Origin of the sequence: Bradyrhizobium sp. WSM1417, from assembly GCF_000515415.1 — a bacterium.
Classification (GTDB): Bacteria; Pseudomonadota; Alphaproteobacteria; order Rhizobiales; family Xanthobacteraceae; genus Bradyrhizobium.
On sequence record NZ_KI911783.1, the window covers coordinates 4,055,720 to 4,077,801 of the forward strand.

Annotated in this window: 19 protein-coding genes and 1 pseudogene; 16 read left to right on the forward strand and 4 right to left on the reverse strand. The window is 60.5% G+C overall.

Annotated features, from left to right (window positions below):
* Positions 1 to 16: 16 nt before the first annotated feature.
* Together BRA1417_RS0119285 and BRA1417_RS42880 are read left to right on the forward strand one after the other, a co-directional pair.
* On the forward strand, positions 17 to 454 hold the full coding sequence (locus tag BRA1417_RS0119285) for a hypothetical protein (protein ID WP_027517202.1): 438 nt from the start codon (positions 17 to 19) through the stop codon (positions 452 to 454).
* Between the two features lie 159 nt (positions 455 to 613).
* On the forward strand, positions 614 to 1,081 hold the full coding sequence (locus tag BRA1417_RS42880) for a hypothetical protein (protein WP_084462258.1): 468 nt from the start codon (positions 614 to 616) through the stop codon (positions 1,079 to 1,081).
* A gap of 112 nt (positions 1,082 to 1,193) precedes the next feature.
* On the opposite strand, the gene ppk2 is transcribed toward BRA1417_RS42880, so the two are convergent.
* The gene (ppk2, locus tag BRA1417_RS0119295) at positions 1,194 to 1,994 is read right to left on the reverse strand and encodes a polyphosphate kinase 2 (RefSeq protein WP_027517204.1); all 801 of its coding nucleotides are present in this window, start codon (positions 1,992 to 1,994) and stop codon (positions 1,194 to 1,196) included.
* Positions 1,995 to 2,032: 38 nt separating this feature from the next.
* Positions 2,033 to 2,485, reverse strand: coding sequence for a hypothetical protein (locus BRA1417_RS0119300; protein ID WP_027517205.1), 453 nt, complete (start codon positions 2,483 to 2,485; stop codon positions 2,033 to 2,035).
* A gap of 181 nt (positions 2,486 to 2,666) precedes the next feature.
* On the opposite strand from BRA1417_RS0119300, the gene BRA1417_RS0119305 reads away from it, so the two are divergent.
* The 6 genes from BRA1417_RS0119305 to BRA1417_RS0119330 all read left to right on the forward strand — a co-directional run bounded on the left by BRA1417_RS0119305 (position 2,667) and on the right by BRA1417_RS0119330 (position 9,560).
* On the forward strand, positions 2,667 to 3,077 hold the full coding sequence (locus tag BRA1417_RS0119305; protein WP_027517206.1) for a hypothetical protein: 411 nt from the start codon (positions 2,667 to 2,669) through the stop codon (positions 3,075 to 3,077).
* Entirely contained in the window at positions 3,070 to 4,302 is a 1,233-nt protein-coding gene (locus BRA1417_RS0119310; RefSeq protein ID WP_027517207.1) for an HlyD family secretion protein, read from the forward strand. The genes BRA1417_RS0119305 and BRA1417_RS0119310 overlap by 8 nt, the downstream gene beginning before the upstream one ends.
* A 113-nt stretch (positions 4,303 to 4,415) precedes the next feature.
* Positions 4,416 to 5,759, forward strand: a complete 1,344-nt coding sequence (locus BRA1417_RS0119315) for a TAXI family TRAP transporter solute-binding subunit (protein ID WP_027517208.1) — start codon at positions 4,416 to 4,418, stop codon at positions 5,757 to 5,759.
* Between the two features lie 236 nt (positions 5,760 to 5,995).
* The gene (locus BRA1417_RS0119320) at positions 5,996 to 6,901 is read left to right on the forward strand and encodes an ABC transporter substrate-binding protein (RefSeq protein WP_245286250.1); all 906 of its coding nucleotides are present in this window, start codon (positions 5,996 to 5,998) and stop codon (positions 6,899 to 6,901) included.
* A 104-nt stretch (positions 6,902 to 7,005) separates the two neighbouring features.
* Positions 7,006 to 8,646 (forward strand): DUF3300 domain-containing protein, encoded by a 1,641-nt coding sequence (locus BRA1417_RS0119325; protein WP_027517210.1) that lies wholly within the window; start codon positions 7,006 to 7,008, stop codon positions 8,644 to 8,646.
* Positions 8,643 to 9,560 carry a DUF2950 domain-containing protein gene (locus tag BRA1417_RS0119330; RefSeq protein WP_027517211.1) on the forward strand — a complete coding sequence of 306 codons (918 nt, stop codon included), beginning with the start codon at positions 8,643 to 8,645 and terminating at the stop codon, positions 9,558 to 9,560. Before BRA1417_RS0119325 ends, BRA1417_RS0119330 begins: the two co-directional genes overlap by 4 nt.
* Positions 9,561 to 9,674: 114 nt before the next feature.
* Here BRA1417_RS0119330 and BRA1417_RS0119335 read toward each other — a convergent pair whose 3' ends face one another.
* A complete protein-coding gene (locus BRA1417_RS0119335) occupies positions 9,675 to 11,369 on the reverse strand; it encodes an MASE4 domain-containing protein (RefSeq protein ID WP_027517212.1) in 1,695 nt (564 codons plus the stop codon).
* A 103-nt stretch (positions 11,370 to 11,472) separates the two neighbouring features.
* Positions 11,473 to 11,905: pseudogene (locus BRA1417_RS42885) on the reverse strand (amidase family protein); the annotation flags it as partial.
* A 342-nt stretch (positions 11,906 to 12,247) separates the two neighbouring features.
* On the opposite strand from BRA1417_RS42885, the gene BRA1417_RS0119340 reads away from it, so the two are divergent.
* The 8 genes from BRA1417_RS0119340 to BRA1417_RS0119375 all read left to right on the forward strand — a co-directional run bounded on the left by BRA1417_RS0119340 (position 12,248) and on the right by BRA1417_RS0119375 (position 22,028).
* Positions 12,248 to 12,910: a response regulator transcription factor gene (locus tag BRA1417_RS0119340; RefSeq protein WP_027517213.1), complete on the forward strand. Its 663-nt coding sequence runs from the start codon at positions 12,248 to 12,250 to the stop codon at positions 12,908 to 12,910.
* The gene (locus tag BRA1417_RS0119345; RefSeq protein WP_027517214.1) at positions 12,910 to 14,331 is read left to right on the forward strand and encodes a sensor histidine kinase; all 1,422 of its coding nucleotides are present in this window, start codon (positions 12,910 to 12,912) and stop codon (positions 14,329 to 14,331) included. Before BRA1417_RS0119340 ends, BRA1417_RS0119345 begins: the two co-directional genes overlap by 1 nt.
* Before the next feature lie 87 nt (positions 14,332 to 14,418).
* Positions 14,419 to 15,495, forward strand: a complete 1,077-nt coding sequence (locus BRA1417_RS0119350; RefSeq protein WP_027517215.1) for an ABC transporter substrate-binding protein — start codon at positions 14,419 to 14,421, stop codon at positions 15,493 to 15,495.
* Between the two features lie 270 nt (positions 15,496 to 15,765).
* Entirely contained in the window at positions 15,766 to 17,073 is a 1,308-nt protein-coding gene (locus tag BRA1417_RS0119355) for an MFS transporter (protein ID WP_027517216.1), read from the forward strand.
* Positions 17,074 to 17,149: 76 nt separating this feature from the next.
* The gene (locus BRA1417_RS0119360; RefSeq protein ID WP_027517217.1) at positions 17,150 to 17,944 is read left to right on the forward strand and encodes a substrate-binding domain-containing protein; all 795 of its coding nucleotides are present in this window, start codon (positions 17,150 to 17,152) and stop codon (positions 17,942 to 17,944) included.
* Positions 17,945 to 18,280: 336 nt separating this feature from the next.
* A complete protein-coding gene (locus BRA1417_RS0119365) occupies positions 18,281 to 19,621 on the forward strand; it encodes an MFS transporter (protein WP_027517218.1) in 1,341 nt (446 codons plus the stop codon).
* A 42-nt stretch (positions 19,622 to 19,663) separates the two neighbouring features.
* Positions 19,664 to 20,701: an isocitrate/isopropylmalate dehydrogenase family protein gene (locus BRA1417_RS0119370; protein WP_027517219.1), complete on the forward strand. Its 1,038-nt coding sequence runs from the start codon at positions 19,664 to 19,666 to the stop codon at positions 20,699 to 20,701.
* A 4-nt stretch (positions 20,702 to 20,705) separates the two neighbouring features.
* On the forward strand, positions 20,706 to 22,028 hold the full coding sequence (locus BRA1417_RS0119375; protein ID WP_035968649.1) for an MFS family transporter: 1,323 nt from the start codon (positions 20,706 to 20,708) through the stop codon (positions 22,026 to 22,028).
* Positions 22,029 to 22,082 lie beyond the last annotated feature (54 nt).

Here is a 22,082-nt window from a genome sequence, read left to right on the forward strand (position 1 = left end):
AGAGGAAAGAAAAGTCATGAGAAAAGTCGCTATCTATGCCGCCCTGGTCGTCTCGCTGGCAGCCGTCGCCGGGTTCAGCACGCCATCGCGGGCAGAGACCGGCCAAGTTGCCGTTGTCTTCACCAAGGGCGGATTCATCGTTGGCGTCGGTGGGGGCGAGGGCGTCCTGCTGTATCGCGGCCACAAATATCCCTTCACCGTCTCGGGTATGAGCGTCGGCTTCACGATCGGCGCCTCGACCACCAAGCTGGTCGGTCGCGCGCTCAACCTGAGGGGGCCGGAGTCGATCGAAGGCTCCTACGCTGTTGGCGGTGCGGGCGGTGCCATCGCTGCCGGCGCAGGTGCCGTTCAGTTACAAAACGGCAACGGCGTGGTTCTGCAGCTTAGCGGGCCGAAGGTCGGTGCGGAGCTGTCAGCCGCTGTGGGGGGCGTGACGATAGCTTTGAAGCGGTAGAGCGGCAATCGCGCCGCTCTAGCTTGAATGGCGGCTGCTTTTCTCATGCACGTAAGTCGGGGAAGCGGCCGCAAATCAGCGCCAGCTCGGGTGCCAGCCGCGTTTCGCGAGGCATCGGCGAAGCGGATCACGGCACCCCATATCGAGGGAGGACATGCCATGCTTCGTTATCTCCTAGCTCTTGTTGCGGTCGTCGTTCTTCTCACAGCCACGCTCATTCCAGATGACGCCTACGCCCGCCGGGGCGGCGGTGGTGGCTATCGCGGAGGTGGAGGGGGCATGCGCGCCGGAGGTTTTCATGGCGGTGGCTATCGTGGCGGTGCCGTTCACGCGGGGCGGATCCATGGCGGAGGCGGACGCCATTACGCTGGAGGTCCGCGGCCGAGCCATCCGATCGCCGGTCGTCCGGGTCGTCCTGGTTACCCCGTTGCGGGCCGTCCCGGCCGCCCCGTCGCCGGTTATCCTGGAGGCTATCCGCGATATGGCTATCGAGGCGCGGCTTACGGTGCTGCTGCCGTCGGTGCGGCCGCCGCGGGCGCCTACGGATACTACAACAACAACTACAACAACGGCTGTTATCAGGACACGTACGGCAACTGGGTCTGCCCCAACCAGTATCCCTATTGAAAGAGTATCCCTATTGAAAGAATGCGCTGCTGACGGACCAGCGAAGTCCGTCAGCAGCATCGATCTGACGGGCAAGGATCGGATCGCGCGGGAGCGCGGCCCGATCACCTCGTCAATATCGCTCGGTAACGAAGTTCATTCCTCGCAGGCCGGCCTGGTCATTGTAGCGTCCCTTATCGGAACGCTTCGGCAACTTCACCTTGTCCTTCTTGATCCGCTTGTGCGGGATAGCCTCCAGGAGGTGCGCGATACAGTTCAGCCGCGCCCGCCGCTTGTCGTCGGAGCGAATGATGTACCACGGCGCGTCCTTCGTGCTCGTCTTCTTGAGCATCAGGTCGCGCGCGCGCGAATAATCATACCAGCGTTTGAAGGATTCCAAGTCCATCGGGCTCAGCTTCCATTGCCGCACCGGATCGTCGATGCGGGCGTTGAAGCGGCGCTCCTGCTCCTCCATCCCGACCTCGAGCCAGATCTTGATCAGGATGATGCCCCCGTCAATGACGTACTTTTCCATCTGCGGGCAGAGCGCGAGGAAGCGATCGTGCTCGGCAGGCGAGCAGAAGCCCATGACGTATTCCACGCCGGCCCGGTTATACCAGCTCCGGTCGAAGATCACGATCTCGCCGCCTGCCGGAAACTGTTCCATGTAGCGTTGAAAGAACAGCTGCGACTTCTCGCGATCCGACGGCGCCGGCAGTGCCACCACCCGGAATACGCGTGGACTAACCTTCTCCGTGATCGCCTTGATGGTGCCGCCCTTGCCTGCGGCGTCCCGACCTTCGAACAGGACGATGACGCGAAGCTTGTTTTCCTTCACATAATCCTGGAGATGGCAAAGCTCGATCTGGAGCTTTTCGAGCTCTTTCTCGTACTCCTTGCGCTTCATCCGCTCTGCAGCCTCGGCCTCTGCCATGCTTCGCATTCCATTGCTTCGAGTTGGTCAAACCGTGATCAGTCGCCCCAGGAGATCGTGACCCCGATGTCGCCGGGCACGCCGTCCGGGAAGTCGATGACCTGATAACCGATGCGATAGCCGCGCGGCTTGAGGTATTCGGTCCAGAGCTCGAAGATCTCTCTTGGAATTCCCATCAGGGTTTTCTCCCAGCCCGCCTCCATCTGGTTGATCGCGCGGCCCCTGTCGGTGCACAGGGTGTTCGGGAAGCGGTAGACCTGCACTTCGGTCAGGCCGTTGCGAACCGCGCGCTGGATGATGGTCGAGGCGAGCTTGATTTTCTCCTCCTCGGATTTGCCGGACGGTTTGCTCAGCCGTTCGATCAGAGCGCGTTTCTCGGCTTCGGCCGCGGCGGCGAGGCGAACATATTCCTCAGCCTTTCTGGCCTCCTCGAGCGCGGCTTCCTTGCGGATTTGCAGTGCGTTGGGAATGAGCTCATCGATGCCGGGCATGATTGGTGCGTTCCTGGCTTGCTGTGGGATCGGAGTCAGGGCTAAGCTAAGTTTCGTGCCGTTCGGACCTTTGATTCATATCAAGCAATTTTCTCACCTGCGCGGCCACGGTAACGAGCCGGCGCGCAGACCGCCCTGATCTCTTCTGTGGAGGCGACCATTGAGCGAGCAACTTCATCCGATGGCCCCGCATCATCTGCCGTTCTATCTCGCGCCGGGAAGCGGGACGGACGTGCTGATGGTGGTGATGGGGATCTTCCTGGTCGGCAGCGTGCTCTGGGTTGGTACGCTGTATTGGAAGCTGCACAGCCTGCCGGAACGAATGGCCCACAAGTCGCAGAAGCTTCAATTCGAGATCGTGGCCGTGCTCGGCATCATCTCGCTCTTTACGCACATGCACATTTTCTGGGTAGCCGGCCTTCTGCTCGCGATGATCGACTTGCCGGATTTCGGTACGCCGCTGCGGAGTATCGCAGGCTCGGTCGAGAGGATCGCCGACGCCGCGCCCGGCGAGGGTCGCGAGCCAGAACTCCCCAGCTTGCCGCCGGTGGAGAAGCCGATCGTCAAGGGGAAGGAGCACAGCCATGTTTGAGCTCATGTTCTGCTCCCTTCTGACCATCCTGCCGGACTATCTCTACCGCCGCTATGCCCAGGGCAAACGTTTCGGCAAGGAGATCACGTTCTTTTCCATCTGGTATGAATTGCGATGGGGCATCACCGGCTGCCTGATGCTGACGATTTCGCTGATCACGATGATCTTCTACTTTCACCCGTCAACCACCTCGGCCGCGCTCTATTTTCGGACGGTCCCCATCCTTCCTGAAGGCTCCGGCCGCGTCGCGGAAGTCAATGTCGGCTACAGCGAGGCAGTGAAGAAGGGCGACGTGCTGTTCAGGCTGGACAGTTCAAAGCAGAAGGCAGCTTTGGAGACGGCCACGCGCAAGATCGCCGAGGTCGATGCCGCGATGACAAGCGCCGAAAACGACGTGGTCAAGGCCGAAGCGCAGATCCAGGAAGCCAAGGCCAGCCTTCAGCAGGCCAAGGACGAACTGGACGTCAAGACGGAGTTGCAGCGCCGCAATCCCGGTATCGTCCCGCAGCGCGATATCGAGAAACTACAGGTCGTAGTCAACCAGCGGCAGGCCGGTGTGGACTCGGCCACGGCGTCCAAGACGTCGGCGATGTTGCGGCTTTCAACGTTGTTGCCGGCTGAAAAAGCGAGCGGCCAGGCAGCGTTGGCTGAAGCGCAGGTCGATCTCGACAAGACCTTCGTTCGCGCCGGCGTCGACGGGCGAGTCGAACAGTTCCTCGTTCGGACTGGCGATCTCGTTGCCCAGATCATGCGACCAGCCGGCGTGTTGATACCAGCGGATGCCGGCAGGGGTAGGCTGCAGGCCGGGTTTGGACAGATTGAAGCGGGGGTGGTGAAGGTAGGGATGGTCGCAGAAGCGACCTGCATCTCCAAGCCGTGGGTCATCATTCCGCTCATTGTCACCGATGTGCAGGATTACATCGCCGCCGGTCAGGTCCAGGCTGGCCAGGAATTGATTGAAGCACAGAATGCACGCAAGCCGGGTTCGATCCTCGCCTTCCTGGAGCCGCTGTACAAGGGCGGACTTGAAGGCGTGACGCCGGGCAGCAGCTGCATCGTCAATGCCTATACCAGCAATCACGAGGAGATCTCTGCGAAGGAGACGGGCACGGCTCGGGCCGTCGCTCTGCATGTCGTCGACGGCGTCGGGCTCGTGCACGCCATGCTGTTGCGAATTCAAGCGCTGCTGCTGCCGATCAAGACGCTCGTGCTCAGCGGGCACTGACCGGCTTCGCTTTGGTTTGAATCGCACTTCGGTTCAGCGATGCGCCTCAGTTGGGCCGGTCTGGCGTCATGAGCCAGTCCGACCACCCAGCGCATATTCACTATGAGCGCCACATGGTCCCCGCAAAAATGCCGATCTGGCTTCGTTCCATCATTGTCGCCAGCGCTGTTGTGCTCGTGCTTGGAGCTGGCCTGTTCGGCTACCGGTGGTATTCTCGCCCCACGACGCTGAACATCGCCGTCGGATCGCTGGACGGTGAGGCCGCGCGTCTGGTCTCGGCACTGGCGAGCCGGCTTGCCGTGGTGAACGCCCCGGTCCGGCTCAGACTGGTGGAAACCACCAACGCGGTTGATGCTGCCGAGCAGTTTGCGGCGGAAAAGGTCGAGCTTGCTGTCGTCCGGGGCGACGTCGGCGATCTATCGCAGGCACAGGCCATCGTGGTTCTCGCCCATGCCGTTGTCCTGCTGGTTGCGCCGCCGGGCTCCTCCATTACCGAAATCGCTGGTCTGAAGCGCACCAGCGTCGGCGTGATCGGCGGCGAGATGAATCGCAAGGTCGTCGACGTCCTCAGCGACGAATACGGACTTGGACGCGCCAACGTGACATTCCGCAATCTCCAACTGGCAGACGCGCGGCGGGCACTCGACACCAAGGAGGTACGGGCGATTCTGATCGTCGTTCCTCTTGCCGAAAAGTATCTGGCCCTCTTGCGCGGCCTCTTTCTGCAGACGCCGAAGACCGCGCCGGTCCTCCTTCCCGTCGAGGCGGCTGGTGCCATCGCGGAAAAGCAGCGCGCCTATGAAAGCTTCGATGTCCCGAAGGGCACGCTGCGCGGTTCGCCGCCTGTCCCGAGCGAGGATCTCACCACGCTGCGGGTTTCGTTCTATGTGGTCGCGCAAAAGCAGCTCAGCGCAGAGGTGGCGGGCAGCCTGGCCGACGCGCTGATGAAGGCACGCAGGGACCTGCTCGGCGAATTGCCGATCCTCTCGCAAATGACCGCGCCGAGCACGGATTCGGACGCCTTCCTCCCGGTCCATCCCGGCGCCGCAGCATTCTACAACGGAACGCAGCAGAGCTTTCTGGACGAATGGGGAAACGCGATCTTTCTCGCGCCCATGATTTTCGGCGGCCTCATCTCCGTATTGGCCGCGGCTTGGAAATTCCTTCAGGTGCGTGATCCCTCTAAGGACGAACGGGGCCTGGACTTGCTGTATGCGCTGGGCGCGCGGATACGCAAGACGGAGGCGGAGGCCGAACTGTCCGATATCGAGGTCGAGATCGACCGGGTGCTCCAGGGCCAGCGCGCCAAGGCCGCTGCAGGAGACGAGAATGCGCTCGATGTCACGACATTGAATGTCGCTGCGCATCGTCTTCAGAGCCTGATTCACGACCGTCGGATCCTGCTGTCCGCGAACGGACATGAGCAAGCGCTCGGTCAGCCAGTTGACCGCACCTGACGGTGGTCACTCCAGACCAAGCCGAATCACGGCCGAACCCAAGCTCAGCGACCTTGATCTTGATCAAACCCTCGGGCCGCCAACCCCGTTTCCTTCGGTAATCGCGTCATACGAAGGGTGCGGGACATCAGGGGGATAGCGGACGGGCAATGAAGCGTCGTGAGTTCATGGCCTTGGTCGGGGCTGCAGCCGCTTGCCCGGTTTTCGCGCACGCTCAGGACGGGGCACCGCGGCCGATGCCGTCGGTCGGCGTGCTGACTGGCAATCTGGTGGGCGATGGCGGCGCTCAGATGCGCGTCAATGCCTTTCAGCAGGGTCTCGCCGACCTCGGCTGGATCGCCAATCAGAACTACCGACTCGATGTGCGCTGGCCGGGCTCCAATCCGACATGGCAGGAACGTGAAGCACGCGAACTTGTTGCCACCGGACCCGACGTGCTGTTTGCGACCAGCACGGCGACGACACGGGCGCTGCGGGCTGCAACGCAGGTCATTCCGATCATCTTTGTCGGGCTCTCGGATCCGGTCGGGACAGGCCTCGTCGTCGATCTGGCAAGGCCGACCAGCAATCTTACCGGCTTCTCGCTTTATGAGCATGCTATGAGCGGGAAATGGCTGAGCCTGTTGAAGGACATGGTGCCCAGCATGAGCAGTGCGATGCTTCTGTACAATCCCGAGACCGCGCCATATGCGCCCCTTTATCTTGAGGCCGCACACCAGGTGGAAAGTCGCCTGCGCATGACGGTTATCGGCGCCTCCGTCCGCAGCGGCGCCGAGATCGCGGGGGTCATCGAGACGGCGGCGCGGAATGGTAGCGGGCTCGTCGTGCTGCCGGATGGCGGTTTCTTCAGTACTCAGAGCGCCATGGCAATCCCGTTGCTGGCCCAGCGCCGCGTGCCGGCGATCTTCGCCGTCCGCTTCTATGCTGTGAATGGCGGGCTGATGTCTTATGGCGCCGACCTGACGCAACAGTTTCGGGACGGCGCTGGCTATGTCGCTCGCATCCTTCGCGGCGCCGAGGTCCGCAGTCTTCCGGTGCAATTCGCCACGAGGTTTGATCTCGTTATCAACGTGAGAGCCGTCCACGCGCTTGGGCTGGCGATCCCGGAACGATTGCTGATGGAGGCTGAGCTGATCGACTAGCTTGCTCGGGCGTCGCGGGGGATGAGGCAGCGTTTCGTTGATCTCGATCAACAAACGCCAGCTCTCGGGTCTGATGATCGCCGGACATGTGTATGGAGGATCTGATGTTTTGCTGCGGCAGGACCTTGATGGCGCTTGCGCTCGTGATCGCGATTCCGCTGGCGGCGGCGGCGCAGACCGCAGATAAGGCGCCCGCCTCCAGCCCACAGCAGGCAGATCCCCCCGCGCAAGCCGCAGAGCTTCTGAAGCCGGAGCAACTCGAAGCTCTGGTCGCGCCGATTGCGCTCTACCCCGACGAGTTGCTTGCCAACGTGCTGGCGGCCTCCACCTATCCTCTGGAAGTCGTTCAGGCCGATCGCTGGCTGAAGGAGCGCAAGACTCTGAAGGGTGATGCCCTGAAGACTGAAGTCGAGAAGCAGCCGTGGGATGACAGCATCAAGGCGGTGGCCTCGACTGCAGAGGTCCTGGCCATGATGAGCGACAAGCTCGACTGGACCAAGGCGCTGGGGGACGCCGTGCTGGCACAGCAGCCGGATGTGATGGATGCGGTCCAGCGGCTGCGTACCAAGGCTTATGACAACAAGAAGCTGGTGACCACCAAGCAGCAGAAGGTGAGCGTCAAGACAGAGGAAAGCAGGCAGGTGGTCGTGATCGAGCCGGCGGTTCCCGATACGATGTATGTGCCGTACTACGAGCCTGCGACAGTCTACGGCGCGTGGCCCTACACCGAGTATCCACCATATTACTTCGGCTACCCGTCCTACATCGGCGCAGGCGTTGTCGCGGCGGGTCTCGCCTTCGGCACGGCCTGGGCCATCGGTCGCTGGGGCAATTATTGGGGCGGCGGCTGCAACTGGGGCAACCGCAACGTCTATATCAATCACCGGACCACGAATATCGGAAATGGCTGGCAGCACAATCCCTCGCATCGCCAAGGGGTACGCTACAACAACGCCAACGTTCAGCAGCGCTTCGGCAATAGCAATCTGAAGGCCGGGGCCGCCGACCGGATGGATTTCCGCGGCCGCGACGGACAGCAGAAGCCGGGACAGGATCGGCCAGGTGCGGGAGATCGCGCAGAAGATCGTGCCGGCGATCGCGCAGGTGATCGAGGCGGTGACCGACAAGGCGCGGGCGATCGTGCCAAGGCGGGAGGCGATCGTGCCAAAGGTGGCGGCGATCGCGCGGCCAAAGGCGGTGGTGCCAAGAATGCCGGCGCAAAGAGTGCTGGCCCTAAAGCGGGCGGTGCCAAGGGCGGCGGCGGCACCAAGGCCGCGAACCGCGGTGGTGGTGGCGCCCTGAACGTGTCGTCGGGCCGCTCGGCGGCTGCAGCATCGGCCCGTGGCCAGGCGAGCATGGCGAGCATGGGACCGCGCGGTGGCGGCAGCGGAGGCGCGAGCTTCGCCGGCCGAGGCGGCGGCGGAGGCTTCCAGGGTGGCGGTGGCGGTGGCCGCGGTGGTGGTGGTGGCGGCGGACGGCGTTCCGATATCGGGCTGAAGCACGATGTCGTTCTGCTCGGCCATCTCGCAAGCGGGCTTGGTTACTACCGCTTCAGCTATATCGGCAGCGACAAGGCCTATGTCGGCGTCATTGCGCAGGAAGTCGAGGAAGTGAAGCCGGTAGCCGTCACCCGCGGAGCCGACGGCTATCTCCGGGTCCATTACGAAAAGCTCGGTCTGAAATTCCGTACCTATCGCGATTGGCTCGAGAGCGGCGCGCGGATTCCTGCGGGGGTGACGCCATGATGGGTCTGAAGTCGCTTCATCGTGCGGCGTTGCCGGCCATCATGGCGCTGGCGCTCCTGAACTCGCCATCCCTTGCGCAGCAGTCCTATCCGACACCGGAGGATGCGGCAGCGGCGCTAGCCGCCGCCGTCAAAAGCGGGCCGGACCGGGCCATCCTGAAAGTCCTCGGCAGCGCTGCCGAGGACATCGTCTCGTCCGGTGATGAGGTCGCCGACGTCGACATTCGGAAACGCTTCATCTCGATGTATGAAGCCAAGCATTCGATCAAGGCGGAGGGTAACAAGAAGGCGATGCTGATGTTGGGTCCGGACGACTTCCCGTTCCCGATCCCACTCGTCAACACCAAGACCGGATGGGAATTCGATACTGCCGAAGGCCGCATCGAAGTGCTCTATCGCCGCATCGGCCGCAATGAGCTCGACGCCATCCAGACCTGTCTCGCCTTTGTCGATGCCGAGAACGACTACGCCGACAAGGATCGCGGTGAGGGGGCCGGCGTGTACGCACAACGCATCGTCAGCAGCGCGGGCAAGAAGGACGGGTTGTTCTGGCGCGACGACAATGACCAGAGCCCGCTCGGCGCATTGGCAGCGCAGGCTTCGGCAGAAGGCTACAAGGCCGAAGAGGGTGCGGCGCCCTACCACGGCTATTATTTCCGGATCCTGAAGGGGCAGGGGTCGAACGCGCCAGGCGGCGAGCTCAACTATGTAGTCAAGGGCAAGATGATCGGAGGTTTTGCACTGGTCGCCTGGCCTGCCGAGTACGGCAATTCCGGCGTCATGACCTTCCTGGTCAACCATGCGGGCGTTATCTATCAGAAGGATCTCGGTTATCGGACCAAGGTTCTCGTCTCCCGCATGACTGCATTCGATCCGGACCAGACCTGGAAGAAGGTCGATGGTGCAAAACCCTGAGCTACGCACGCAGATAGTGCGTCTGGCAACCCTCGTATCGGTCGCCAACCTTAGCACGATCATGATCTCTATGAAGTGAGCGAAAGGCGGAACGATCGTGACGGTCTCGTAGTGTCATTGCAACGAAGTGGGAGCGGAGATTGGCATCTCCAACTCGAAAACGGAGCCCCTGACGTCCGATTTGACCAGCCTCAACCTTCCTCCGCACCTTGCGACCAGGTTGGAGGAGATGGCCAGTCCCAACCCCATACCGCCTTGCTTCGTCGTGAAGAAAGGGTCGAAGATGCGCTCTTGATGACGCGGTGTGATGCCGGTGCCCGAGTCCTCGACGGACAAATGGACCGTTGCGCCACCATCGAGGGCGGTTTTCAGACGGAGCTCTCGTTGGTCGGCGGGGACAGAGCTCATTGCGTCAATCGCGTTTTTGCAGAGGTTCAGGACAATCTGCTGAAGCTCAGTGCCGTCCAGTGCGACTGGAGGTATGTTGCCCTGAAGCTCCGTCGTCACTGATACGCCATTGGCCAGGAGATCGTGCTTCAACAGTCTCAGTGTAAGCTCCGCGATGTCCTCGACGTTTGCCGAAGCGCCGCCGCGCGCCGTTTTGATTGTCATCTCGCGAATGCTCGATATGATGTCAGCCGCCCGACCGCCGTCGGCTTCGATGTCACAGAGGATGTTCTCGAGTTCCTCGAGTTCAGGGGAGGCAGCTCGCAAGTGACTCAACCCTGTCGCAGCATTGAGCGAGATGGCCCCCAATGGCGATCTCAGCTCATGGGCGATCGCGCCAGTGACCGCATCGATGCTGAGAAGCCGGTTCGCTCGTTCGCGTCGCTGCAGGGCAATGACGCTGGCGAGGCGCGAATAGATAAACATCGTTTCGATGAGCAATACGGTCAGCAACATGCAACTGCCGACCAGAACGAAACCGCGTGCTGCATACCAACCGATGGTGAATCGAACCGAGCTGCCGATGATCGCTACCAGAAAGTTCGGCAAGTAGGCGAGCAAAGTCACCATCAGCCAAAGGTCAAGAATGGTGCGCATGCGCGCAAACAAGACGGTGAGAGCAGTCACATTCCAAAGCAAAAGTAGCAGGTTGACCTGATTACCGAGAGGCGTCTGATGCTTGACGTCGTTCATGTAGAAGCTAGGGAGAAGATCGGCTTTCGCGGTCACCATCCATGTCAGTGCTGCCACGGTGGCGGCGATGCCGCCGAAAGCTAGTACGATCGCGACTATTGCGGGTCTGCCTGGTCGGCCGGCGGTGGAGTGATCCTTTGTGAATCCGTACACCAGGATAGCCGCGGGAAAAGCCGTGTGCCAAAGCACGTAAAGCCAAGCGGGGCTATCCAGTCCATTTCCAATGACACCTGCGCTAGCGTATCCGTTCGGAAAAGCGAGCGTTTGCAAGAATGCGAACGATCCGCTGAAAACGTATCCGCTCGCGAGTGCGAGAAGTGCCCGCTGAGGCTGGATCGAAAATTGTGCAAACAGCAGGGCTGCCGTGATGAACTCGGCCAGGGCTAAGGCGGTCTGCAATACTGGAACGAAACCATTGATCTGGCCCAGTTGGATCCGGGCGAACGGCGCGATGGCCGCTGCAAAGGCGATGAGCAAGACGGCGACACCCACCGCCCAGGCCTTTTGGCGAGGTGTTGCGGGTATGTTCGCGATGATCAATGGGAATTCTTGCTCATCATCGTAGGGGGGCTCGGCGGCTGCATTGGCCGATCGCTGGCTCGCTCGCGCAATGCCCAATCCTGACGCTGTCGCACCGCCGCCAAGTCCCATGAACTTGCGCTGGCTCATTCTGCCTCCGGGCCCACGAGACAGCATCTTACTCGTCCCCGCGCCCGTTGAAAGCCCATAAGGGCTGATCGGCGTGTTCGGAAGAGACATCTGCCGGCCGGACTTATGTTCGCAACATGGCCTCGATCTCTTGCGTTGCTTCAAGCAGCGTGCGGTCTTGTCCGCGTGCAGCGATGACCTGAAGCCCGAATGGAAGCCCGTACCGATCCGTTCCGCACGGTGTCGAAATCGCCGGCAGGCGGGCATGATTGACAAAGGGAGTTAACGCCGCGTGCGCGCGGGTTCGCCGCGCGGCCACCGATCCTGTCGGGTCCGGACTGGGTGAGTGGCCAGGCGACACAGGGGACGGTTGGCGCCAGCAACAGATCGACCTCGGTGAAGAATGCAGCGAAAGCATTGGCGATTGCGGCGCTTGCCAGCAGCGCACCAGCTACTTCGGCGCCCGACCACGCCAGCCCTTACTCGATCTGCCTGGCGATATCAGGATCGAAGACGGTCGGATCCTCGCGGAAGGCGTCTCGATAGAGTGCGGCGAGGAGCGAGAGTTTAGGTTTTCCAATTGGTTAGCGGGCGACGTGTGCGCGATGTGTGCACTGGAAAATTCCTGGAAAGTTCGAGTGAGCGACCTCGATCTGAATCGCGCAAGGCGCTCTCGAAAGGGAGCAGCGCGGAATTGCGCTCGATGTGTTTGTGTTTGGAGCCAAGACTGCGTCGAGGATCGCTGGTCAGGAGCAATACAGGTCGCGCGCGAGTGATTTCTGTCTGTGCCAGGACCTAGTATGCGCGAGGAAGCTCCGATTTGATCTTTCGATACTGTCCTTCTAGCCTCACGGCGACGTCTCCCTCGCATGGGTGGTGCGAACGCAAGGGCTTGTTCAGTGAGGATTCTGATTGTCGAGGACGATGCCGCCATGGCGCGGGGCCTTGCCGAGCGGCTCAAGCTGTCCGGGTTCGCCGTCGATATCGAGTCTGACGGGGCTTCGGCGGCGCAGACGGCGTTGCTGGAACCCTACAGCCTCATCATCCTGGACATCAACTTGCCGAACGTGTCGGGTTTCGGAGTCCTGCACAAGATACGGCAGGCGGGGTCAACCGTTCCGGTCATGATTCTGACTGCCCGTTATACGGTCGGCGACAAGGTCAGCGGGCTCGATCTCGGCGCCGATGATTACCTCTCCAAGCCGTTTGATATCGCCGAGTTTGATGCCCGCGTCCGTGCGCTCGTGAGAAGGGGGCAAGGGCTGCCCAATCCGACCTTGATCTGTGGCCCGCTCGCGTACGACCGCGCCGCGGGCACGATTACGCTGAGCGGCCGGCCGCTTGAGTTGCGACGGCGCGAGTTTGCCGTGTTGGAAGTGCTGATGACCCGCGCCGGCAAAGTCGTGTCCAAGGAGCGTCTGATCGCGGAGGTATTTGGCTTCGACGAGGCGGTAGCGCCGAACGCGGCGGAACTCTATGTTGGTCGCGTTCGCCAGAAACTCGGTCCCGACGGGCCGCGGATCCGCACCGTCCGCGGGCTAGGGTATCTGCTGGAGGTATAGTGATCGCCACCTGGCGGCCGTCGTTGAGGCGAACGCTCCTCACCAATCTGGTGGCGCCCGCCATTGTATTGGCGATCGTGCTTGGAATCGGCGGTATGTTGCTGATCCAGCGCGTTGTCCAGACAGTCCATGACCGGTTGCTCGATGGATCGGTTCTCGCCATTGCCGAACGTGTCGGCGTGGAAGATGGCGAACTGACCGTCGACTTGCCGCAGGTTGCGCTCGGCATGCTGGAAAGCCAGTCGCACGATAGCATTTACTACAGCGTAACTTACCTCGGCGAATTGATCACCGGGTACAAGGATCTTCCATTGGCCGGCTTCGATCGATTGAAGGCTGGGGAAACAGGCCATCGCGATGGCGCGTATCGCGGCAAAACGGTTCGTATCGGCGCGCAGGCGCGGCAGGTCTACGGCAGGCCAGGGCTGGTCCTCGTCGCAGTGGCCGAAACGGTGCAGGCACGCCGCGTCGTCGAACGTGAAATGCTGATCGGACTGGCGATGCTCGAGGCCGGGTTGATTAGCCTCATCGCTTGCCTCGGCTGGTACGCGGTCGATCGAGGCCTGAGGCCGCTTGGCGAACTCAAGCAAGAAATCGACGCGCGCGGTATTCAGGGCGGTCCAAATCTCAGTCCGCTCGATCTTTCCCGGGTGCCGCAGGAAGCTTTAGCACCGGCGCTCGCGGTAAATTCCCTGCTACAGCGGCTGGATCTGGCCATTGGACTGGTGCGCCGATTCACCGCCGATGCCTCGCATCAGATGCGAACGCCATTGGCGATATTGCGGACGCATCTCGATCTGGTGCGACGCCTGGGGTCGGAGACGCCGGCGGGCCGATCTGCTCTCAACGAGGTCGATAACGCCATCAACCGCCTTGAACGGCTGCTCGGGCAGCTCGTGACACTGGCTCGGGCCGACGAGCAGAACATTGCGCAACCGGCCGCGGAGAACGTTGACCTGAACGAGGTCGCCTTCAATGTCCTGTCGGAGCGTGCCCCACAGGCTTTCGCGCGCGACATCGACGTCCAGTTCGATCGATTTGACGGTCCCGCGGTCATCGCCGGCAATACCGTCCTGATTGGCGAATTGCTGGCAAACCTGATCGACAATGCCATCCGCTACAACCAACCCGGCGGGTTGGTCCTGGTTCGCGCGGTTGTTGACGCCACGACCGCGCGAATTGAAGTCGAGGATACCGGTCCAGGAATTCCGGAGGCCCATCGCGCCCGCGTCTTCGAGCGTTTTTATCGGATTCCGATGGCGAACGGCCCTGCGGGCAGCGGTCTTGGACTAGCCATCGTGAAAGCCTTGTCGGACCGTCTCGGGGCTCAAATCGTGCTTGCACCTGGCCCGGAAGGCCGGGGTCTGCGGGTTTCCGTGAGCTTTCCTCTTGCCAAGCGTGATGGTGAAAGCTCAAGTTGAGGCCCGATTGTGCGCTGCCGTACAAATGGCTGCAGTCCCGAACAAACTGAAGTCCGCAAAGCGGATCATCGATGAGGAAACGTCCCGATGGGGGCTGCCAAAGCCTTGGCCTTGTGCGTTGGAGTCTTGCTCGCATGGCCTGCCATGTCGGAGCAGGCGCAAGTAAGCCTTCCCAAGGGGCAAGCATCCGCTATCGCCGGAGCTCGAGAGCAACTCAACATCGTATCGACGACCCAGGACGCGGACGTCGCCGACTTGCTTGCCGATTTCCGGGCACGTCATCCGGACATCGAGATCGTCCATACAAAGATCAATTCCAACGAGATCTACAATCAAGTCGTGGATCCCTCGACCTCCAGCGCAGCACCCGGAGACATTGTCTGGAGCTCCGCGATGGATCTGCAGATCAAGCTCGTCAATGACGGCTATGCCCAACCCTATGTGTCGAAGGAAATTGCACATATCCCGGATTGGGCAATCTGGAAAGACGAAGCCTATGCCATCACGGCGGAGCCGATTGTCATTGTTTATAATAAGAATCTCGTTGCGGAGTCCGACGTTCCCCGAACCCGCGCTGATCTGAAGAGGCTTCTAAGCCGAAAGCCTGACACCTATCGGGGCAAGATCGCAACCTATGACCCGGAGCAGAGCGGGACCGGATTCCTGTTCATCACGCGCGATGCCGGAATCACGAGGACGACGTGGGATTTGGTCCGTGCCTTCGGCGGCGCCGGTATCAAGCTCTACTCGACCACCGGAACGGTGCTCGATCGAATTTCATCCGGCGAACATTTGATCGCCTACAATATGATAGGGTCTTACGCGATCGAACGGGCCAAGGAAGATGCCTCAATCGGAATAGTGTTTCCTGCCGACTACATCACGTTGATGTCGCGCATAGCCTTCATACCGGTCACCGCGCCAAACCCAGAATCCGCGAAACTGTTCCTCGATTACTTGCTTTCGGAACGCGGCCAGAAATTTCTCCTGGCCCGGTCGGTCGGTCCTGTGCGCCTCGGTCTCGGTGCACAAGGCGTGATACCTGCGGATCGCAGCAACGCGGTCAAGCCGATCCATATTGGTGCAGAATTGCTCACCTATCTCGATCAATCGAAACGAGCGAGCTTTCTCAAAGAGTGGCGCCGCGCGTTGCAGGATCGATAGAAATCCACGGATTTGGATTTCAAACGGAATAACATCCGAGAGAAGCCCCCCATATCTGCCGCTCATCAAGCGCGCTGTCTTCAACCCGATTTTCCTGCGGAGTGCGGCAGCGACAGGTTGGTGACAGGGAGCTGATATACGATGAGGCAGCAATCGTAGCTTGAACGATCGCACCCCGCGTATCGGTCAATCCGGCCGCGATTAAGTTCGCAACACCTGCAAGACGGGTGAACAAGACAAAAATCATAAACGATAAAAAGGGAGAACGGCATGACGGCTACCACCGGACAGTCGAAGCTTGGCATGGTGCTCCGCGTCACCAGTGGCAACTTTCTTGAGATGTTCGATTTCTTTCTGTCCGGGGTCTACGCATCGTACATCGCCAAGGCCTTCTTCCCGCTCGAAAATGAATACGCGTCACTGCTGCTGACCTTTGTCGCGTTTGGCGCAGGTTTTCTGATGCGCCCGCTCGGCGCCATCATCCTCGGCGCCTACGTTGATCGGATCGGCCGGCGCCAAGGCCTGATCGTTACGTTATCGATCATGGCTGCCGGAACGGTGCTCATCGCGTTCGTGCCGAGTTACGCAACCATTGGCATATTGGCGCCGATCCTTGTCTTGATTGGACGCCTGCTGCAAGGCTTCTCGGCTGGCGTTGAGCTCGGTGGTGTTTCCGTCTATCTCTCGGAGATGGCCACACCGGGGAAGAAGGGTTTCTACGCCAGCTGGCAATCGGCAAGTCAACAGGTCGCGATCATCGTCTCGGCCTCGCTGGGTTTCGCTCTGAATGCATGGCTTGCACCGGCGCAGCTTGACGATTGGGGCTGGCGTATCCCGTTCTTCATCGGCTGCCTGATCGTTCCTTTCGTGTTCTTCATTCGACGCTCGCTGCAGGAAACCGATGAATTCCTAGCGCGGAAGCATCATCCGACGCCCCGCGAAATCTATCGCTCCATCCTCGCAAACTGGAGCATTGTTCTTGCCGGGATGATGATGGTGATCATGACCACGGTGTCGTTCTACCTCATAACCGTCTACACGCCGACGTTCGGCAAATCGGTCCTCAAATTGTCCGCGGCCGACGGTCTGATTGTGACCATCTGTGTTGGTCTTTCGAACTTTATCTGGCTCCCTATCATGGGCGCACTCTCGGACCGTATCGGTCGTCGCCCGATCCTGATTACCTTCTCGACGCTGGCGTTTCTCACCGCCTATCCGGCGCTTTCTTGGCTGGCAGAAGGACCGACGTTTTCGAAGATGCTGATGGTCGAGCTTTGGCTGTCGTTCATCTACGCCAGCTACAACGGCGCAATGATTGTCGCATTGACCGAAGTCATGCCGGTTAGCGTGCGAACGTCGGGATTCTCTCTCGCATATAGTTTGGCAACGACGTTCGGGGGATTTACCGCGGCGGTCTGCACCTGGCTTATCGCTACCACTGGTGACAACGCGTCGCCGGGATATTGGATGAGTGCGGCAGCGGTTTGTGGTCTGGCCGGGACCTACTTCGTTTACAGGCCGCAACAACGACGCGCGCTATCCGGCGCCAATTCGCTGGAGTCGGCGATAGGGACGTGAGTACCAAAAGATCGATGACCTCGGTCGTCGTCGAGCGAGCACAGTCTCCGAATTATTGCATCGAAGGAAGTTGCCGATGAGCGTGATGACCCACGTGCGCAGGCTGATTGCGCTAAGCTTGCTGATCATTTTGGCAGCGGCGGGAATCGCCAGGGCGTCCGAGATCAGGGTCATGATCTCGGGAGGCTTAGCGACACCTTACAAGGAGCTCGTACCGCAATTTGAACGCGCGACGGGAAACACAGTCGTCACGGCCTACGGCCCCTCGATGGGGAAGACGGAGAACGCCATCCCTGTGCGACTGGCACGCGGGGAGGCAGCGGACGTACTCATCATGGTCGGCGACGCGCTGGGCGAGATGATCGAGCAGGGCAGGGCAGTCAGAACCAGCCGCGTCGACCTGGTACGCTCGCCGATCGGGATCGCGGTACGCGCCGGGACCCCAAAGCCTGATATCGGTACGCCTGACGCATTGAAACAGGCACTGTTGAACGCGAAGTCAATTGCCTACTCCGATAGCGCCAGCGGCGTCTATGTGGGCACCGAGCTGTTCAAGCGTCTCGGGATTGCCGCCGAGATGAAGGACAAAGCCAAAATGATTCCGGCCGTGCCGGTCGCGAGTGTTGTTGCACGCGGTGACGCCGAACTCGGCTTTCAACAGATCAGTGAACTTCTGCCGATCGCTGGAGCCGATCTTGTCGGGCCGCTCCCGCCAGACGTCCAGAAAATCACGATCTTTTCTGCAGGCATAACCTCCAGCGCCACTCAGCCGGAAGCCGGACGGGCTCTCATTGCCTTCCTCGCTTCAGCTGCAGCCGCTCCGACCCTGAAAAAAGCGGGTCTCGATCCCTTTGCAGCATCGGAGAAATAGACCGGCTTCAGATCTGCGGGAGGCGGACGATTCCAGCGAAGGGGGACTTGATAGTGAAGCAGTATCTCAACAGCTTCGACGCTCGCCAGACACTTGTCGTCGGTGCAAAGACCTACGCCTACTATTCGCTTGCCGCGGCGGAAAAGAATGGCCTTCCCAGCGTCTCGAGAAGCTCGCGATCGAGATCCGCGAGTCCGATGGTGCGAACAAGGCCATCATTTCCTTGACCTGCCGCATCGATACGCTCGACGAGCTCGAGTATTCCGTAACGGCGGAATTCCTCAATACGTCCTACGCCAACTGGCTGCCTGATTGTCAATCCGAAACGAGGACGCCATGCCAACGACTTCCGCGCCGCTACCGAGGATCGAAGCGGGAACCATGCGCCGCATTACTTGGCGCCTGCTTCCGTTTTTCATGCTTTGCTATTTCATTTCATACGTCGACCGCGTCAATGCCGGTTTTGCGGCCCTGCAAATGAACAAGGATCTGGGGCTGACGCAGGCTGCCTTCGGGGCGGGCGGGGCGCTGTTCTATATCGCCTACATTATTTTCGAGGTGCCCAGCAATCTGGCGATGCAGAAAGTTGGCGCGCGGATCTGGATCGCGCGTATTATGATCACATGGGGAATAGTCGGTATTCTCTCCGCTTTTGCGGTAGGGCCGATTACTTTTTATCTGAGCCGCTTTTTGTTGGGTGCAGCGGAGGCCGGGTTCTTTCCTGGTGTGATCCTGTATCTGACCTTCTGGTTTCCGGCGGCTTATCGCGCACGGATCGTTGCGGTTTTCATGGTGGCTATACCGCTATCGAGCTTTCTGGGATCGCCGATATCCGGCGCCTTGCTGGCGATGGATGGCTTGCTGGGTCTGCGTGGTTGGCAGTGGCTTTTCATCGTTGAAGCCATTCCGGCCGTCCTGCTCGGCCTGGTCTCGTTCTTCGGGCTTCCGAACAAACCCGCTGATGCAAAGTGGCTCGAGCCGGAGGCGCGCAATTGGCTCGACGCGCGCCTGCAGTCCGAGCGATCGATGGCGAAGCAGGTCGGCCACATGTCGCTGTGGCAAATTCTGACCAACAAATATGTGCTCATCCTAGGTCTGATCTATGCGGGAAGCTCGGCCACGAGCAACGCGTTGTCGTTGTGGCAGCCTCAGATCGTGAAATCGTTCGGGATGTCCAACATGGAGACCGGCCTCCTGAATGCCATCCCATTTGGCATCGCCTCCGTCGCGATGATCTTCTGGGGAAGATATTCGGACAGGTCGAACGCCCATGCCCAAAACACCGCAATCCCACTTGCGTTATGCGCAACGGCGCTGCTTGCGACCATGCTCACGAGTTCATTACCCGTGACGCTTGCTATTCTGAGCGTGGTCTTGATCGGTAATTATTCGATCAAGGGACCATTCTGGGCTCTGGCGACTGGGACACTCTCTCCGGCAACTGCTGCGGCCGGAATTGCCGGCATCAATACCCTGTCGCACATCGGCACTTCTGGCGCGGTGTGGCTGCTCGGCGTCATCAAGGAGGCGACGGGTAGCTTCCCCGCGGCCTTGATACCACTGGCTTTGCTTCAAATCGCCGGGATCATCGCGGTGCTTTGGATCAGCAAGCAGGAAACGCAACCCGTCGCCTCCGCCGCAAGCCCCCGTGCATTGAGTGCAAGGCAGCATGTCTGACATTCACAAAACTCCGCGGCTCTCATCTTCGAGGACATAGGAATGCCTGCTCAATCCAAAACGAAGCGGCCCGCTACGCTCATTCCAGGCGATGGTATCGGCCCCGAGATCGTGAAATCGGCCGTCGACATTCTCGAAGCGCTCGGCTCTCCGTTCGAATGGGACATCCAACAGGGTGGCCTGGCCGCGATCGAGGAAAGCCGTGATCCGCTGCCGCAGGCGACGCTGGACAGCATCCGACGTACGCGGCTCGCCCTGAAGGGCCCGCTAACAACGCCGGTGGGAGGAGGATTCCGCTCGATCAATGTTCGTCTGCGCGAAGAGTTCGGCCTTTACGCCAATTTGCGGCCGGTTCGAAGCATGGTTCCCGGAGGACGATTCGACGAAATCGATATCGTGCTGGTTCGAGAGAACCTCGGCGGGCTCTATGTCGCTTTCGAACACTACATCCCGATCGGGGACGATCCGCACGCGGTCGCCATTTCGACCGGGGTCAATACCCGCGAAGGATCGCGCAAGATCATCGAATTCGCATTCGACTACGCACTCAAGAACGGTCGCAAGAAGGTGACCGTCGTGCACAAGGCTAACGTCCTGAAGGCGCTGACCGGCATCTTTCTCGAGGTCGGTCACGAGGTTGCAAAGAAGTACGAGGGCAGGGTCAAAATGGACGATCGCATCGTCGATGCCACGGCAATGCAGCTCGTGATGAATCCCTGGCAGTTCGACGTCATCGTCACCACCAATTTGTTCGGCGACATCCTGTCCGATCAGCTCGCCGGGTTGGTCGGCGGTCTCGGCATGGCGCCCGGTGCCAACATCGGACCGGATGCGGCGATCTTCGAGGCCGTGCACGGCTCGGCGCCGGATATCGCCGGCAAGGGAATCGCCAATCCGCTCGCTTTGCTGCTGGCGGTCGGGCTGATGCTGGAGCACATTGATCAGCCTGATCTCGCAAACCGACTTAGGGCGGCAATTGATCAGGTCTTGCGCAAGGACGGCGTTCGCACGCCCGATCTGGGCGGCAAGGCGTCCACTGGCGACTTCACGCAAAGCATCGTCCGTCGATTGGGAGGGTAAGCAAATGACCGCCATTGCTGCATCGCACCCGGCAATCCCCGCTGATAGCACGGCGCAAAAGCTGTCACGCATCAGGGCGATCGTGGCTGCCTCGTCGGGAAACCTGGTCGAGTGGTATGACTTTTATGCCTACGCGTTTACCTCGATCTACTTCGCGGCCGCGTTCTTCCCGTCGGGCGACCAGACGAGCCAGTTGCTGGCGACGGCCAGTATTTTCGCCGTAGGGTTCTTCATGCGGCCGCTCGGTGGCTGGCTGTTCGGTTGGATCGCCGACGCGCATGGCCGCAAGAATTCGATGGTGCTGTCTGTGCTCCTGATGTGCGCCGGATCGCTAATGATCGGGATGCTGCCCACCTATCAAACAATCGGCGCTGCGGCGCCTGCGTTGCTCCTGTTTGCGCGCATGGCACAAGGCCTGTCGGTCGGCGGCGAGTATGGAACGGCGGCAACCTATATGAGCGAGATTGCCGGCAAGGGTAACCGCGGGTTCTATTCGTCCTTCCAGTATGTAACGCTCGTTGGCGGGCAACTTCTCGCGCTCCTCGTCGTCGTGGTTCTGCAACAGACATTGTCGCTCGACGAGTTAAAGGAATGGGGCTGGCGGGTTCCGTTCCTGTTCGGTGCCGTCGCAGCCGTCGTGGCGTTGTATCTCCGCCGCTCATTGCAGGAGACGGCTTCGGCAGAGACCATGCATCGCAAGGAGGCAGGTTCTCTCTCGGGCCTCTGGCATCACAAGCGCGCGCTGCTGATCGTTCTCGCATTCACTATGGGCGGATCGCTGTTTTTCTATACGTTCACGACCTACATGCAAAAGTTCCTGGTCAACAGCGTGAAGCTGGATGCCAAGACGGTCAGCTCAATCATGACCGCTGCCCTGATCGCCTTCATGCTGCTACAACCGGTGTTCGGGGCGCTTTCGGACAGGATCGGCCGGCGCAACAACATGATCCTGTTCAGCGGATGCGCCACCTTCGCTGCGGTGCCGCTATTGATGGCATTGTCCAGCACCACCAACGTCTACGCCGTTTTTGGCCTGATCATGATCGGCCTTGTGATTGCGTGCTTCTATACCTCGATCAGTGGCGTCGTGAAGGCCGAACTGTTTCCGCCCGAGGTGCGCGCCCTAGGGGTCGGACTTCCCTACGCGATTGCCAATGCGATGTTCGGCGGAACGGCGGAATATGTTGCATTGTCGCTGAAATCGTCCGGATACGAAACCCTGTTCTTCTGGTACGTCGCGGCGATGGCGCTGGTCGCCCTCATCGCGTCCCTCTGGATGCCGGATACGCGGGCGCGAGGCTATCTCGACGGCGATGGCCGGATCTGAACCGAAACACGACGGCCCCGTCCATGCGTGCGACGGCGTCCGGAGAGCATTGAA